The organism is Streptomyces parvus (genome assembly GCF_014648875.1).
Taxonomy (GTDB): domain Bacteria; phylum Actinomycetota; class Actinomycetes; order Streptomycetales; family Streptomycetaceae; genus Streptomyces; species Streptomyces parvus.
Map to the genome: position 1 here is coordinate 704,785 of NZ_BMRY01000001.1, position 12,982 is coordinate 717,766.

11 protein-coding genes are annotated in these 12,982 nt (G+C 72.0%); 8 read left to right on the top strand and 3 right to left on the bottom strand.

Annotated elements, in window-relative coordinates; all coding sequences use genetic code 11:
• Positions 1-297 precede the first annotated feature (297 nt).
• Positions 298-2,052 (top strand): acetyl/propionyl/methylcrotonyl-CoA carboxylase subunit alpha, encoded by a 1,755-nt coding sequence (locus IE140_RS03075; protein WP_093444362.1) that lies wholly within the window; start codon positions 298-300, stop codon positions 2,050-2,052.
• Positions 2,053-2,225: 173 nt separating this feature from the next.
• On the top strand, positions 2,226-2,768 hold the full coding sequence (locus IE140_RS03080; RefSeq protein ID WP_442802322.1) for a TetR/AcrR family transcriptional regulator: 543 nt from the start codon (positions 2,226-2,228) through the stop codon (positions 2,766-2,768).
• Positions 2,769-2,852: 84 nt separating this feature from the next.
• On the opposite strand, the gene IE140_RS03085 is transcribed toward IE140_RS03080, so the two are convergent.
• Entirely contained in the window at positions 2,853-3,815 is a 963-nt protein-coding gene (locus IE140_RS03085) for a DeoR/GlpR family DNA-binding transcription regulator (protein WP_093444359.1), read from the bottom strand.
• 186 nt (positions 3,816-4,001) lie between these two features.
• Entirely contained in the window at positions 4,002-5,441 is a 1,440-nt protein-coding gene (locus tag IE140_RS03090) for an NAD(P)H-quinone dehydrogenase (protein ID WP_032783195.1), read from the bottom strand.
• 262 nt (positions 5,442-5,703) lie between these two features.
• Between IE140_RS03090 and IE140_RS03095 the strand changes: the two genes are divergently transcribed.
• The 3 genes from IE140_RS03095 to IE140_RS03105 all read left to right on the top strand — a co-directional run bounded on the left by IE140_RS03095 (position 5,704) and on the right by IE140_RS03105 (position 8,829).
• The gene (locus IE140_RS03095; RefSeq protein WP_006127099.1) at positions 5,704-6,141 is read left to right on the top strand and encodes a gamma-glutamylcyclotransferase family protein; all 438 of its coding nucleotides are present in this window, start codon (positions 5,704-5,706) and stop codon (positions 6,139-6,141) included.
• A 116-nt stretch (positions 6,142-6,257) separates the two neighbouring features.
• Entirely contained in the window at positions 6,258-7,082 is an 825-nt protein-coding gene (locus IE140_RS03100; RefSeq protein WP_032763617.1) for a purine-nucleoside phosphorylase, read from the top strand.
• 106 nt (positions 7,083-7,188) lie between these two features.
• Positions 7,189-8,829 (top strand): phospho-sugar mutase, encoded by a 1,641-nt coding sequence (locus IE140_RS03105; protein WP_150198084.1) that lies wholly within the window; start codon positions 7,189-7,191, stop codon positions 8,827-8,829.
• A 75-nt stretch (positions 8,830-8,904) separates the two neighbouring features.
• On the opposite strand, the gene IE140_RS03110 is transcribed toward IE140_RS03105, so the two are convergent.
• Entirely contained in the window at positions 8,905-9,543 is a 639-nt protein-coding gene (locus IE140_RS03110) for a PH domain-containing protein (RefSeq protein WP_032763620.1), read from the bottom strand.
• Positions 9,544-9,677: 134 nt separating this feature from the next.
• On the opposite strand from IE140_RS03110, the gene deoC reads away from it, so the two are divergent.
• Genes deoC through IE140_RS03125 form a run of 3 tightly spaced genes read left to right on the top strand, consistent with a single transcriptional unit; the run spans position 9,678 to position 12,977 of the window.
• Positions 9,678-10,625 carry a deoxyribose-phosphate aldolase gene (gene deoC, locus IE140_RS03115; protein ID WP_150198086.1) on the top strand — a complete coding sequence of 316 codons (948 nt, stop codon included), beginning with the start codon at positions 9,678-9,680 and terminating at the stop codon, positions 10,623-10,625.
• A gap of 5 nt (positions 10,626-10,630) precedes the next feature.
• Positions 10,631-12,067, top strand: a complete 1,437-nt coding sequence (locus tag IE140_RS03120; RefSeq protein ID WP_150198082.1) for an aldehyde dehydrogenase family protein — start codon at positions 10,631-10,633, stop codon at positions 12,065-12,067.
• Positions 12,060-12,977: an aldehyde dehydrogenase family protein gene (locus tag IE140_RS03125; protein WP_150198080.1), complete on the top strand. Its 918-nt coding sequence runs from the start codon at positions 12,060-12,062 to the stop codon at positions 12,975-12,977. Before IE140_RS03120 ends, IE140_RS03125 begins: the two co-directional genes overlap by 8 nt.
• Positions 12,978-12,982: the final 5 nt, after the last annotated feature.

Below are 12,982 nucleotides of genomic sequence, written 5' to 3' on the forward strand. Positions count from 1 at the left end.
TATTCCTCCGGACAAGGGGTTGGACGGGCTCTGGCGACGGGCAAAGAATCCACCGGCCGTTCGTAGGGAGTCCACAAAGAATCGCCGTAAGGACTTAACTGCCATGACAGAGACCTGGACCACACCGGGTGGTTACTGTGCGGTTGAGGATCCCGGCGTACCGTGGTGCCACAAGGGATTTCACTACTGGGGCAAGCCTCGGATCACACTCCGTGTGGGCAAGCTCACCATTGGGGACAGGTCGCACGGCCGTGTCGGTAGTCCCTAAACTCAGCTTGATTCGAGGAGGGAGTCATCGTGCGCAAGGTGCTCATCGCCAACCGTGGCGAAATCGCTGTCCGCGTTGCTCGGGCGTGCCGGGACGCGGGGATCGCGAGTGTCGCGGTCTACGCCGAGCCGGACCGGGACGCGTTGCATGTCCGGGCCGCTGACGAGGCGTTCGCCCTGGGCGGTGACACCCCGGCCGCCAGCTATCTCGACATGGCCAAGGTGCTGCAGGCCGCCGCGGACTCCGGGGCGGACGCGATCCACCCGGGGTACGGATTCCTGTCGGAGAACGCGGAGTTCGCCCAGGCCGTCCTGGACGCCGGGCTGACCTGGATCGGCCCGCCGCCGGCCGCCATCCGCGACCTCGGCGACAAGGTCGCCGCCCGGCACATCGCCCAGCGCGCGGGCGCCCCGCTCGTGGCGGGCACCCCGGACCCGGTCTCCGGCTCCGACGAGGTCGTCGCGTTCGCCGAGCAGAACGGCCTCCCGATCGCGATCAAGGCCGCCTTCGGCGGTGGCGGGCGCGGCCTGAAGGTGGCCCGCACGCTGGAGGAGATCCCCGAGCTGTACGACTCCGCGGTCCGCGAGGCGGTCGCGGCGTTCGGCCGGGGCGAGTGCTTCGTCGAGCGCTACCTCGACAAGCCGCGCCACGTGGAGACCCAGTGCCTGGCCGACCAGCACGGCAACGTGGTCGTCGTCTCCACCCGTGACTGCTCGCTCCAGCGCCGCCACCAGAAGCTGGTGGAGGAGGCCCCGGCGCCCTTCCTGACCCAGGCGCAGAACGACGAGCTGTACGCGGCGTCGAAAGCGATCCTGAAGGAAGCCGGCTACGTCGGCGCGGGCACGGTCGAGTTCCTGGTCGGCCTCGACGGCACGATCTCCTTCCTGGAGGTCAACACCCGCCTCCAGGTCGAGCACCCGGTCACCGAAGAGGTCACCGGCATCGACCTCGTACGCGAGATGTTCCGCATCGCCGACGGCGAGGAGCTCGGCTACGACGACCCGGCGGTGCGCGGCCACTCCTTCGAGTTCCGGATCAACGGCGAGGACCCGGGCCGGGGCTTCCTCCCCGCCCCCGGGACGGTGACGCTGTTCGCCCCGCCGACCGGCCCCGGCGTCCGCCTGGACGCGGGCGTCGAGTCCGGCTCGGTGATCGGCCCGGCGTGGGACTCCCTCCTCGCCAAGCTGGTCGTCACCGGCGCCACCCGCGAGCAGGCGCTCCAGCGGGCCGCCCGCGCGCTGGCGGAGTTCCAGGTCGAGGGCATGGCCACCGCGATCCCGTTCCACCGGGCCGTCGTCGCCGACCCCGCCTTCACCGCGGACCCGTTCACCGTGCACACCCGGTGGATCGAGACCGAGTTCGTCAACGACATCAAGCCCTTCGCCGCGCCCGCCGAAGCGGACGCGGAGGACGAGGCCGGTCGCGAGACCGTCGTCGTCGAGGTCGGCGGCAAGCGCCTGGAGGTCTCGCTGCCGTCCTCGCTGGGCATGAGCCTGGCGCGTACGGGCCTCGCGGCCGGCGCCAAGCCGAAGCGCCGCGCGGCCAAGAAGGCCGGCTCCGCCGCTTCCGGCGACTCCCTCGCCTCGCCCATGCAGGGCACCATCGTCAAGATCGCGGTGGAGGAGGGCCAGGAGGTCAAGGAGGGCGACCTCGTCGTCGTCCTGGAGGCCATGAAGATGGAGCAGCCGCTCAACGCGCACCGCTCCGGCACCATCAAGGGCCTCGCCGCCGAGGTGGGCGCCTCCGTCTCCTCCGGCGCCCTGATCTGCGAGATCAAGGACTGACCGCCCGGAACGCTCCGAGGGGGCCCGGCCCACGTCTTCGCGACGTGGACCGGGCCCCCTCGTCGCAGTGGCATCCTGGAACCCACGAAGGTCCCGAGGACCGAGGGAGGGGCGGAGCCATGGCAGGGGCGATCCCGATGGACACGAGCACGGAACAGCCGTCGGCCCGGCCGATGCGCGCGGACGCGCGCCGGAACCACGACCGGCTCATCGGCGAGGCGCGCAGGTCCTTCGCCGAGCACGGTACGGACGCCTCGCTGGAGGACATCGCCCGGCGGGCGGGCGTGGGCATCGGCACCCTCTACCGGCACTTCCCGAACCGGGACGCCCTGATGAACGCGGTCTTCCAGGACGCCCTGTGCTCACTCCTGGACCGCTCCCGCGAACTGGCGGCGGCGGAGGCCCCGTGCCGGGCGCTGGTGGACTGGCTGGGCGCGATCGTCACTCATGCGGGTGAGTACCGCGGCCTGGCCCACTCCCTGATGTCCGCCTCGCGCGACGAGACGTCGGCCCTGGTCCAGTGCCACCTGCCGCTCCGGGAGGCGGGCGCGGGTCTGCTGCGGCGGGCCCAGGAGAGCGGCTCCGTACGGGACGACGTCTCCATCGACGACCTGCTCCAGCTCACGAACGCGATCGCCCTGGCCGCCGAACAGTCGCCGGACGACCCGGAGTTGGCGGACCGGCTGCTGCGGCTGACGCTGCGGGGGCTGAAGTAGCCGAAACCTTGTCGGGGTTCCGCGAATCCAGCCTCTCCGGCGTTTGAGGAGCGGAGGTTCGGGGGCGGCGCCCCCGACACGGACCTACCGCCGCCGCAGGTCCGCCACCCTCGCCCGCTGCTCGCCCGAGACGTCCGTCAGGGCGGAAGCGCTGCGCAACTGCGGCCCGAGGCCGCCGTTCTGGGTGCGTCGCTGGCCGGGCAGGGGCATGTCCCTCCGGGGACGGGCCCCCGCAGGGGGCCCGTCCCCGCCCGGCGCGTCCGCGTCCGGACCGGCCACGGTGACCTCCACCCCCTGGTCGGCCAGGGACTGGAGCTCGGCGGCGGCCCGCTCGTCGTGGAGCGGGGGCTCGTCGGTCACCAGACGGGTGATCAGTTCGGTGGGCACCGTCTGGAACATGGTGTCCGCGCCGAGCTTGGTGTGGTCCGCCAGGACGACCACCTCCGCGGCGGCGTGCACGAGAGCGCGATCGACGCTGGCCGAGAGCATGTTGGAGGTGGACAGGCCACGCTCCGCCGTGAGGCCGCTCCCGGAGAGGAAGGCCCGGGAGACCCGCAGCCCCTGGAGGGACTGCTCGGCCCCGCTGCCCACCAGCGCGTAGTTGCTCCCGCGCAGGGTGCCGCCGGTCATGACGACTTCGACCCGGTTGGCATGGGCCAACGCCTGCGCCACCAGCAGGGAGTTGGTGACGACGGTCAGACCGGGGACCCGCGCGAGCCGGCGGGCCAGCTCCTGCGTGGTCGTACCGGCGCCGACCACGATGGCCTCGCCCTCGCCGACGAGCCCTGCCGCCAGGTCGGCAATGGCCGTCTTCTCCGCGGTGGAGAGATGGGATTTCTGCGGAAAGCCGGACTCCCGCGTAAAACCGCCCGGCAAGACCGCACCGCCGTGCCGGCGGTCGAGGAGTCCTTCTGCCTCCAGCGCCCGCACGTCCCGCCGTACGGTCACTTCGGAGGTCTGGACGACGCGGGCGAGCTCACGGAGCGATACCGCCCCGTTGGCGCGCACCATTTCGAGGATCAATTGACGACGTTCTGCAGCGAACACGAAACTGACAGTAACCTGGCCGCCGGTGAGTTTTCAGCAGTTTGCGCCGAATAACAGAAGTTGTACTTCAAAGGGGCCTCCAAGTGGTATAGGAGGCCCCTTCATCACTCAGGGACGATCGCGAGGCGGCCGGAGCGCCGCCCGATTCGCCGGGGTCTGACGTGAGTTGCCCGGACTTCCGGACCCTCAGCCCTCGCCCGTGAGCTTGCGGGTGTGCAACTGCCGGGCCACTTCGGCGATCGATCCGGACAGGGACGGGTACACGGTGAAAGCGTTTGCGATCTGTTCCACCGTCAGGTTGTTGTCGACCGCGATCGAGATCGGGTGGATCAGCTCGCTGGCGCGCGGCGCGACCACGCAGCCGCCGACCACGATCCCCGTACCGGGGCGGCAGAAGATCTTGACGAAGCCGTCGCGGATGCCCTGCATCTTCGCGCGCGGGTTGCGCAGCAGCGGCAGCTTGACGACCCGGGCCTCGATCTTCCCCGCGTCGACGTCGGCCTGGCTGTAGCCGACGGTGGCGATCTCCGGGTCGGTGAAGACGTTGGCGGAGACGGCCTTGAGGTTCAGCGGGGCGACCGCGTCGCCGAGGAAGTGGTACATCGCGATCCGTCCCTGCATCGCGGCCACCGAGGCCAGCGCGAAGATCCCGGTGACGTCACCGGCCGCGTAGACACCGGGGGCGCTGGTGCGCGAGACCCGGTCGGTGAGGACGTGCCCGGACTCCTTGAGCCGTACGCCGGCCTCCTCCAGGCCCATGTTCGCGGTGTTCGGGATCGCGCCGACCGCCATCAGGCAGTGCGAGCCGGTGATGACCCGGCCGTCCGCGAGTGTCACCTCGACCCGGTCGCCGACCCGCTTGGCGGACTGGGCGCGGGAGCGGGCCATGACGTTCATCCCGCGGCGGCGGAAGACGTCCTCCAGCACGGCGGCGGCGTCCGGGTCCTCACCCGGCAGCACCCGGTCGCGGGAGGAGACGAGGGTGACGCGGGAGCCGAGCGCCTGGTACGCCCCGGCGAACTCGGCGCCGGTGACACCGGATCCGACGACGATGAGCTCCTCGGGCAGCTCGTCGAGGTCGTAGACCTGGGTCCAGTTCAGGATGCGCTCGCCGTCGGGCTGTGCGTCCGGGATCTCCCGGGGGTGGCCGCCGGTCGCTATCAGCACGGCGTCGGCGGTCAGCCGCTCCTCGGTGCCGTCGGCGGCGGTGACGACGACCTGCCGGGAGCCGTCGGCGGCCTGGAGCCCGTCCAGCCGGCCCCGGCCGCGCATCACCCGGGCGCCGGCCCGGGTGACGGAGGCGGTGATGTCGTGGGACTGGGCGAGCGCGAGGCGCTTGACCCGGCGGTTGACCTTGCCGAGGTCCACGCCGACGACCCGGGCGGCCTGCTCGATGTGCGGGGTGTCGTCGGCGACGATGATGCCCAGTTCCTCGTACGAGGAGTCGAAGGTGGTCATCACCTCGGCCGTCGCGATCAGGGTCTTCGAGGGCACGCAGTCGGTGAGGACCGAAGCTCCGCCGAGGCCGTCGCAGTCGACGACGGTCACCTCCGCGCCGAGCTGGGCACCCACAAGGGCCGCCTCGTAGCCGCCGGGGCCGCCGCCGATGATCACGATCCGGGTCACGAAAAGTCCGCCTCGCGTTGTGTAACCCGCGGCCGCCTGCCGTCCCGGCCGGGGGTCCGGGGGATCGCCCCGGGGGAATGCAGTACGTACTCCATTGTCCCGCACGCGCCAAGGTGCTTCGCCCCGGGGCCCTCCATACGGGAACGAGCCCCGGAACGGACCCGTCCACCGCACGGGAACGAGGAGGCTTGCCGCTCCCCCGACCGGGGCCTTCGTCACAGGAACCGCCGCTCCCGCCGCCACCTCCCGTACCCTCGGACCCATGTCGCTCTACGCCGCGTACGCCGGCAACCTCGACGCGCGGCTGATGACCCGCCGCGCCCCGCATTCCCCGATGCGCAGCACCGGCTGGCTCAACGGCTGGCGGCTGACCTTCGGCGGGGAGCAGATGGGCTGGGAGGGGGCGCTCGCCACCGTGGTGGAGGCGCCGCGCTCCCAGGTCTTCGTCGCGCTGTACGACCTGGCGCCGATGGACGAGGACTCCATGGACCGCTGGGAGGGCGTCGGGCTCGACATCTACCGCCGCATGCGCATCCGGGTGCACACCCTGGACGGCGAGGAGCCGGCCTGGATCTACGTGCTGAACGGGTACGAGGGCGGGCTGCCCTCGGCGCGCTATCTGGGCGAGATCGCGGACGCGGCCGAGTCCGCGGGCGCCCCGCACGACTATGTGATGGAACTCCGCAAGCGCCCCTGCTGACCAGGGCGAACGCACCCCCGAACCGCTCCTCTTCGTACAAAAACACAAACACCACGTGCGCCTCTTTGCGCCAGTGCATCTACGCGCGTAGGGATTCAGCGGTTACGCTCATCCGCGTGAACGCATCTGTTATTCCGGACAACATCCAGGGCGACCCGCAGGCAGCCGCCGCCGGGGCCGCCGCCCGCCTGCGCGAGCTGACCGGCGCCGAGACCCATGACGTCGCCCTGGTCATGGGCTCCGGCTGGGCGCCCGCGGGCGAGGCACTCGGCGTCCCGGAGGCCGAGTTCCCCGTGACCGAGCTGCCCGGCTTCCCCGCGCCCGCCGTCGAGGGCCACGGCGGCACGGTCCGCTCGTACAGGATCGGCGAGAAGCGCGCGCTGGTCTTCCTCGGCCGCACGCACTTCTACGAGGGCCGGGGCGTCGCCGCCGTCGCCCACGGGGTCCGTACGGCGGTGGCCGCGGGCTGCAAGACCGTCGTCCTGACGAACGGCTGCGGCGGTCTGCGCGAGGGCATGCGCCCGGGTCAGCCGGTCCTGATCAGCGACCACATCAACCTGACGGCCGCATCGCCGATCATCGGCGCCAACTTCGTCGACCTGACCGACCTGTACTCCCCGCGGCTGCGCGCGCTGTGCAAGGAGATCGACGACACCCTCGAAGAGGGCGTGTACGTCCAGTTCCCCGGCCCGCACTACGAGACCCCGGCCGAGATCAACATGGTCCGGGTCATGGGCGGCGACCTGGTGGGCATGTCCACGGTCCTGGAGGCCATCGCGGCCCGCGAGGCGGGCGCCGAGGTGCTCGGCCTCTCCCTGGTCACCAACCTGGCGGCGGGCCTCTCCGGCGAACCCCTCAACCACGAGGAGGTCCTCCAGGCGGGCCGCGACTCGGCGACCCGGATGGGCGCGCTGCTGGCGAGGGTGCTGGAGCGCATCTAGTTCTCAGCCCCTCCGGCGTTCGAGGAGCGGGGTCCGGGGCGGAGCCCCGGCGTCCACCCACCCGCACCGCCCCACCACCACCCGCACACCCCGAAAGGCGGCCCCCGTGCAGCACGACCTCATCGCACAGGCCAGGACCTGGCTGGCCGAGGACCCCGACCCCGAGACCCGCGACGAGCTGGCCGCCCTCATCGACGCGGGCGACACCGACGAGCTCGCCGCCCGCTTCGCGGGCACGCTCCAGTTCGGCACCGCCGGACTGCGCGGCGAGCTCGGGGCCGGCCCGATGCGGATGAACCGGTCCGTGGTGATCCGGGCGGCGGCGGGCCTCGCCGCCTATCTGAAGGCCCAGGGCCAGGAGGGCGGCCTCGTCGTCATCGGCTACGACGCCCGCTACAAGTCGGCGGACTTCGCGCGCGACACCGCCGCCGTGATGACCGGCGCCGGGCTGCGCGCCGCCGTGCTGCCCCGCCCGCTCCCCACCCCCGTCCTGGCGTACGCCATAAGGCACCTGGGCGCCGTCGCGGGCGTCGAGGTCACCGCCAGCCACAACCCGCCGCGCGACAACGGCTACAAGGTCTACCTCGGCGACGGCTCGCAGATCGTGCCCCCCGCCGACGGCGAGATCGCGGCCGCCATCGCCGCGGTCGGCCCGCTGGCGGGCGTCGTACGCCCCGAGGACGGCTGGGAGACCCTCGGCGAGGAGGTCCTGGCCGCCTATCTCGCCCGTACGGACGCGGTCCTGGCCTCCGGCAGCCCCCGCACCGCGCGCACGGTCTACACGGCGATGCACGGCGTCGGCACGTCCGTGCTGACGGCCGCGTTCGCGCGGGCCGGCTTCCCGGAGCCGGTGCTCGTCACCGAGCAGGCCGAGCCCGACCCCGCGTTCCCCACCGTCGCCTTCCCCAACCCGGAAGAGCCCGGCGCGATGGATCTCGCGTTCGCCACCGCGCGCCGGGCGGCCCCGGACCTGATCATCGCCAACGACCCGGACGCGGACCGCTGCGCCGTCGCCGTGCCCGACACCTCCGCCGAGGGCGGCTGGCGGATGCTGCGCGGCGACGAGGTGGGCGCGCTGCTCGCCGCGCACCTGGTGGAGCGGGGCGCGAGCGGCGTGTTCGCGGAGTCGATCGTGTCGTCGTCGCTGCTGGGCCGGATCGCCGAGAAGGCGGGCCTCGGGTACGAGGAGACGCTGACGGGCTTCAAGTGGATCGCCCGGGTGGACGGCCTGCGGTACGGCTACGAGGAGGCGCTCGGCTACTGCGTCGACCCCGAGGGCGTCCGCGACAAGGACGGCATCACCGCCGCCCTGCTCGTCGCCGAGCTCGCCTCCGTACTCAAGGAGCAGGGCCGTACGCTCCTGGACCTGCTGGACGATCTGGCGCTCGCCCACGGCCTGCACGCCACCGACCAGCTCTCGGTGCGGGTGGAGGACCTGTCGGTCATCTCGGACGCCATGGCCCGGCTCCGCGAGCAGCCCCCGACCGCCCTGGCCGGCCTCGCGGTCACCTCGGCCGAGGACCTGTCGCGGGGCACGGACCGGCTGCCGCCCACCGACGGGCTGCGCTACCACCTGGAGGGGGCCCGGGTGATCGTCCGCCCGAGCGGCACCGAGCCGAAGCTGAAGTGCTACCTGGAGGTCGTCGTCCCGGTGGCGGACGCGGCCGGGCTGCCCGCGGCGCGGGCCCGGGGCGCGGAGCTGCTCGCCGGGATCAAGCGGGACCTGGCGACGGCAGCGGGCATCTGACGGACCACTTCCCCGCACGCCGAAGGGCCGGCACCCACCCGGGTACCGGCCCTTCGGCGTTCCGTCGCGTCGGCCTCAGCCCACCGCCACCAGCACCACCAGCAGCACGACCCCCGCGACGGCCGGGGCGATCACCTCGTACGCCCAGCGCACCGAGCCCCTGTCCGCGCCCTCGGGGGTCGTGTCACCGGCCCGCTCGGCGATGTCCCGCAGATCGCGGACGGTCTGGTCGGCGGAGGCGGTGCGCCCGGCGGAGTCACGGACGTCGGCGCTGACCGACGTACGGCCGTAGGGGTCGTCGTGCGCCGCGCGGGCCGCCGTGCGCGCCGCGCGCTTGCGGGCGCGCAGGGAGACGGGGATGGCCCACAGCTGGTACTTCGTGCCGTCCCGGGCGAGCAGCTCGGAGGAGTACGAGGCCCGTACGTCGGCGACCTCCGTCCAGGGGAGCTGGATCGTCCGGAACGGGTTGCGGACCCGGATGCGCTCGTCGTTCGCGAAGACGGCGGGCCGCAGGGTGAACGCCACCACCAGCGGCACCACGAGGAGCAGCGCGGCCAGCGCGAGCCACGGCGTCCGCCCCTCGCCCCGGATCATGGCGTCCCCGGCCATCCAGGCGATCAGCAGGAGCAGCAGGGACCCGCAGACCAGCGCGGCCACGGAACGGTAGGTCCGGTCGGCGTGGGGCGGCTCTGCGGGAGGTGTGGGGCTCGTCATGGGGCCGATTCTGCCTGACGGGCGTCCGCCCGGGAGGAGCGCCCGCCCGCGCTTGCGCCCCCGAGGCGGATCGCACGGATGGCCCGGCCCCCTGTACAGGTCGCTACGCGCGTAGATATGCTCCTCTGGTGACCATGCCCACCACTGCCCCCGCATTCGCCGACGCGACCGCGTCCGACAGTGCGCTGCGCCGCTTCCTGTTCGGGTTGCCCGGCGTCGACGCCGTCGGCCTCGAAGCGCGCGCCGCCTCCCTCGGAACCCGTTCGATCAAGACGACGGCCAAGGCGTACGCCATCGATCTCGCCATCTCGATGATCGACCTGACGACGCTGGAAGGCGCGGACACCCCGGGCAAGGTCCGGGCTCTCGCCGCCAAGGCCGTCAACCCCGACCCGACCGACCGCACGACCCCGCGCACCGCGGCCGTCTGCGTCTACCCCGACATGGCCTCCACCGCCGCCGCCGCGCTGGCCGGTTCCGGTGTGAGGGTGGCATCCGTGGCGACCGCCTTCCCGGCGGGCCGTGCCGCGCTGGACGTCAAGCTCGCGGACGTCCGCGACGCCGTGGCGGCCGGGGCCGACGAGATCGACATGGTGATCGACCGGGGGGCGTTCCTCTCCGGCCGGTTCCTGAAGGTGTACGAGGAGATCCTCGCTGTGAAGGCGGAGTGCGGCCCCGCCCGCCTCAAGGTGATCTTCGAGACCGGCGAGCTGTCCACGTACGACAACATCCGCCGGGCGTCCTGGATCGGGATGCTGGCGGGCGCGGACTTCATCAAGACCTCGACCGGCAAGGTGGCCACCAACGCCACCCCCGCCAACACCCTCCTGATGCTGGAGGCGGTCCGGGACTTCCGGGCGGCCACCGGCGTACAGATCGGTGTGAAGCCGGCCGGCGGCATCCGCACCACCAAGGACGCGGTGAAGTTCCTGGTCCTGGTGAACGAGACCGCGGGCGAGGACTGGCTGGACCCGCACTGGTTCCGGTTCGGCGCCTCCAGCCTGCTCAACGATCTGCTGATGCAGCGCCAGAAGCTCAGCACCGGCCGTTACTCCGGCCCCGATTACGTGACGGTGGACTGATAGCCATGGCATCCGCATTCGATTACGCACCGGCGCCGGAGTCCCGCTCCGTCGTCGACATCGCCCCGTCGTACGGGCTTTTCATCGACGGCGAGTTCACCGAGGCCTCCGACGGCAAGGTCTTCAAGACCGTCTCGCCGAGCAGCGAGGAGGTTCTCTCCGAGGTCGCGCAGGCGGGCGCGGCGGACGTGGACCGGGCCGTGAAGGCGGCGCGGAAGGCGTTCGACAAGTGGTCGGGGCTGCCCGGCTCCGAACGCGCCAAGTACCTGTTCCGGATCGCCCGGATCATCCAGGAGCGCAGCCGCGAACTGGCCGTTCTCGAAACCCTCGACAACGGCAAGCCGATCAAGGAGACCCGCGACGCGGACCTCCCGCTGGTCGCCGCGCACTTCTTCTACTACGCGGGCTGGGCCGACAAGCTGGACCACGCGGGCTACGGCCCGAACCCGCGCCCGCTGGGTGTGGCGGGCCAGGTCATCCCGTGGAACTTCCCGCTGCTGATGCTCGCGTGGAAGATCGCCCCGGCGCTCGCCACGGGCAACACGGTGGTCCTGAAGCCCGCCGAGACGACGCCGCTGAGCGCGCTCTTCTTCGCGGACATCTGCCGCCAGGCGGGACTCCCCAAGGGCGTCGTCAACATCCTCACCGGCTACGGCGACGCGGGCGAGGCCCTCGTCACGCACCCGGACGTCAACAAGGTCGCCTTCACCGGTTCGACGGCCGTGGGCAAGGCCATCGCCCGCTCCGTCGCCGGTACGGACAAGAAGGTCACCCTCGAACTGGGCGGCAAGGGCGCGAACATCGTGTTCGACGACGCCCCGATCGACCAGGCCGTCGAGGGCATCGTCACCGGGATCTTCTTCAACCAGGGCCAGGTCTGCTGCGCGGGCTCCCGGCTGCTGGTCCAGGAGTCGGTGCAGGACGAGGTGCTGGACGCGCTCAAGCGCCGGCTCTCGACCCTCCGGCTCGGCGACCCGCTGGACAAGAACACCGACATCGGCGCGATCAACTCCGCCGAGCAGCTCGCCCGGATCACGGCCCTGGTCGAGACGGGCGAGGCGGAGGGCGCGGAGCGCTGGAGCGCTCCCTGCGAACTGCCCTCCTCCGGCTACTGGTTCGCCCCGACGCTCTTCACGAACGTCACCCAGGCGCACACGGTGGCCCGGGACGAGATCTTCGGCCCGGTCCTCTCCGTGCTCTCGTTCCGTACCCCGGACGAGGCGGTCGCCAAGGCCAACAACAGTCAGTACGGCCTCTCGGCCGGCATCTGGACGGAGAAGGGCTCCCGCATCCTCGCGGTCGCCAACAAGCTCCGCGCGGGCGTCGTCTGGGCCAACACGTTCAACAAGTTCGACCCGACGTCGCCGTTCGGCGGCTACAAGGAGTCGGGCTTCGGCCGCGAGGGCGGCCGCCACGGCCTGGAGGCGTACCTCGATGTCTGAGAACAACCGACTTGGCGTCTTCAAGACCTACAAGCTGTACGTCGGGGGCAAGTTCCCCCGCTCCGAGAGCGGCCGGGTGTACGAGGTGGCGGACTCCAAGGGCCAGTGGCTGGCCAACGCGCCGAAGTCATCGCGCAAGGACGCGCGGGACGCGGTCGTGGCGGCGCGCAAGGCGTTCGGCGGCTGGTCGGGCGCGACCGCGTACAACCGGGGCCAGGTCCTCTACCGTGTCGCGGAGATGCTGGAGGGCCGCAAGGAGCAGTTCGTCCGTGAGGTGGCCGCCTCCGAGGGACTGTCGAAGTCCAAGGCGGCGGCCGTCGTCGACGCGGCGATCGACCGCTGGGTCTGGTACGCGGGCTGGACCGACAAGATCGGCCAGATCGCGGGCGGGGCCAACCCGGTCGCGGGGCCGTTCTTCAACCTCTCCACCCCCGAGCCGACGGGCGTCGTCGCGGTCCTCGCACCGCGGAAGTCGTCGCTCCTCGGCCTGGTCTCGGTGATCGCCCCGGTGATCGCGACCGGCAACACGGCGGTCGTCATCGCCTCGGCGGACGCGCCGCTGCCCGCGCTGTCGCTGGGCGAGGTGCTGGCCACCTCCGACGTTCCCGGCGGTGTGGTCAACATCCTGACGGGCGTCACGGCGGAGATCGCCGCACCGCTCGCGGCGCACCAGGACGTCAACGCGATCGACCTGACCGGCGCGGACGCCGAGCTGGCGAAGGAGCTGGAGATCGCGGCGGCGGACAATCTGAAGCGCGTACGCCGTCCACAGCCTGTGGACGCGGACGGCTCGTCCGACTCCGAGGACTGGCAGGCCTCCCCCGGCACGGACCGCCTGACGGCGTTCCTGGAGACCAAGACGGTCTGGCACCCGACGGGCGCGCTTGGAGCCGCGGGCTCCTCGTACTGAGGACG

What these genes read in the sequence shown, in the direction of transcription:
- IE140_RS03095 (WP_006127099.1), top strand. Translation starts at nt 5,704, where the DNA reads ATGTCGCTCTACGCCGCGTACGCCGGCAACCTCGACGCGCGGCTGATG.
- IE140_RS03110 (WP_032763620.1), bottom strand. Translation starts at nt 9,543, where the DNA reads ATGACGAGCCCCACACCTCCCGCAGAGCCGCCCCACGCCGACCGGACC.
- IE140_RS03120 (WP_150198082.1), top strand. Translation starts at nt 10,631, where the DNA reads ATGGCATCCGCATTCGATTACGCACCGGCGCCGGAGTCCCGCTCCGTC.
- IE140_RS03080 (WP_442802322.1), top strand. Translation starts at nt 2,226, where the DNA reads ATGCGCGCGGACGCGCGCCGGAACCACGACCGGCTCATCGGCGAGGCG.
- IE140_RS03125 (WP_150198080.1), top strand. Translation starts at nt 12,060, where the DNA reads ATGTCTGAGAACAACCGACTTGGCGTCTTCAAGACCTACAAGCTGTAC.
- deoC (WP_150198086.1), top strand. Translation starts at nt 9,678, where the DNA reads ATGCCCACCACTGCCCCCGCATTCGCCGACGCGACCGCGTCCGACAGT.